Annotated in this window: 2 protein-coding genes; both read right to left on the reverse strand. The window is 66.4% G+C overall.

Going from position 1 to position 1,460, the window contains the following annotated elements:
• Positions 1-858: BMP family ABC transporter substrate-binding protein (locus tag B2W70_RS07565; RefSeq protein ID WP_286744411.1), on the reverse strand; the 858-nt coding region annotated here is incomplete at its 3' end.
• A 205-nt stretch (positions 859-1,063) separates the two neighbouring features.
• Positions 1,064-1,460: hypothetical protein (locus tag B2W70_RS07570; RefSeq protein ID WP_286744414.1), on the reverse strand; the 397-nt coding region annotated here is incomplete at its 5' end.

The following is a 1,460-nucleotide window of genomic DNA, read 5'->3' on the forward strand; positions in this document are numbered from 1 at the left end:
GGCTTCGAGGATCTGCTTGTACGGCGTGACCCAGTTCCACTCGGCGCCGGTCAGGTAGGCATTGGGCGCGAGCTTGGCCTGCGAGGCGTGGTAGCCGCAGACGAACTTGCCACGGCGGGCGGCCGTCTCGACGATCACCTTGGGGCCGTCAACGTGCATGGTGAACACATCGACGCCCTGGTCGGCCAGGCTGTTGGTGGCTTCGGCTTCTTTCACGGGCATGGACCAGTCACCGGTGAAGATGACCGAGCAGGTGATGTCTGGCTTGACCGACTTCGCGCCCAGCGTGAACGCGTTGATGTTGCGCAGCACCTGCGGGATGGGCTTGGCCGCGATGAAGCCGATCTTCTTGGACTTCGTCATGTGCCCGGCGATCACGCCGTTGAGGTACTGGCACTCGTCGATGTAGCCGAAGAAGCTGCCCACGCTCTTGGGGTGCTTGGCCGCGTCCCACAGGCCACCGCAGTGCGAGAAGCGCACGTCGGGGTTCTTCTTGGCCACTTCCAGGATGTGCGGGTTGAAGTAGCCGAACGAGGTCGGGAACAGCAGCGTGGCGCCGTCCTGCGAGATCATGCCCTGCATGGTCTTTTGCACGGCCTGCGTCTCGGGCACGTTCTCTTCGCCCACGATCTTCACGCCGGGCAAGCCCTTGAGGGCCATGGCGGCTTCGTAGTGCGATTGGTTGTAGCCGAAGTCGTCCTTGGGGCCGACGTAGATCATGCCGATGGTGATCGGCTTCTGTGCGAAAGCCTGCGTCAGGCCCAGCGGCCCCAGGGCCAGGCCGGCGCCACCGGCCCCCACCCCCTTGATCCAGTCACGACGATTCCAACCCGAACGATTGCCTTGGCCCACGGTCATGCGCTTCTCCTTGCACCAGTCAGTTGCAGATGTCACCCCGACTGCACCGGCGCGAGGCACGCGCCGCTCGGTCTTGGTGTACTGACTGGTATACAAGCACAAGGCGTGCCTGATCGAGGTCGGTCAGGGGCCTGCCCGGACTCGTCCGGCTGGCAGCGAAGAAGAAAAGACGAAGGAGGAAGGACCGCCAGGCGCGCCCGGCGACTCAGCGGGCGGGGGTGTTCGTCGCGACCGGGGCAGACCCCACGGGCACGACGGCCTTGCCGCTGTCGGCCAGGGCCTGGGCTGCGGCACGAGAACCGGCCTCGATTCGGGCCATGGTGTCGGCCAGCCGGGCTTCACGCAGGGTGACATCGGGCTCGGCATCGGCCAGCAGGCGCATGAGCAGGGCGCGCGCGTCGGAGGCAGAGAGATCGCCCTGCCCCACGCGGGCAGGCAAGTCGGTCACGAGCGCGGAAGCCAGGGCGCGGCGCAGCGCCGGGTCACCGCCCGCGCTCAGCCCTTCCCAGCGCTCGAGTTGCTTGTTGAAGCGCAGGAAGTGCACCATGCGCGAGAGTTCGCGCTCGGCGTTGGCGTGCTGGTTGGCGACACCTTGCAGCACT

It is taken from the genome of Aquabacterium sp. UBA2148, assembly GCF_002328915.1.
In the GTDB taxonomy this organism is placed as follows: domain Bacteria; phylum Pseudomonadota; class Gammaproteobacteria; order Burkholderiales; family Burkholderiaceae_C; genus Aquabacterium; species Aquabacterium parvum.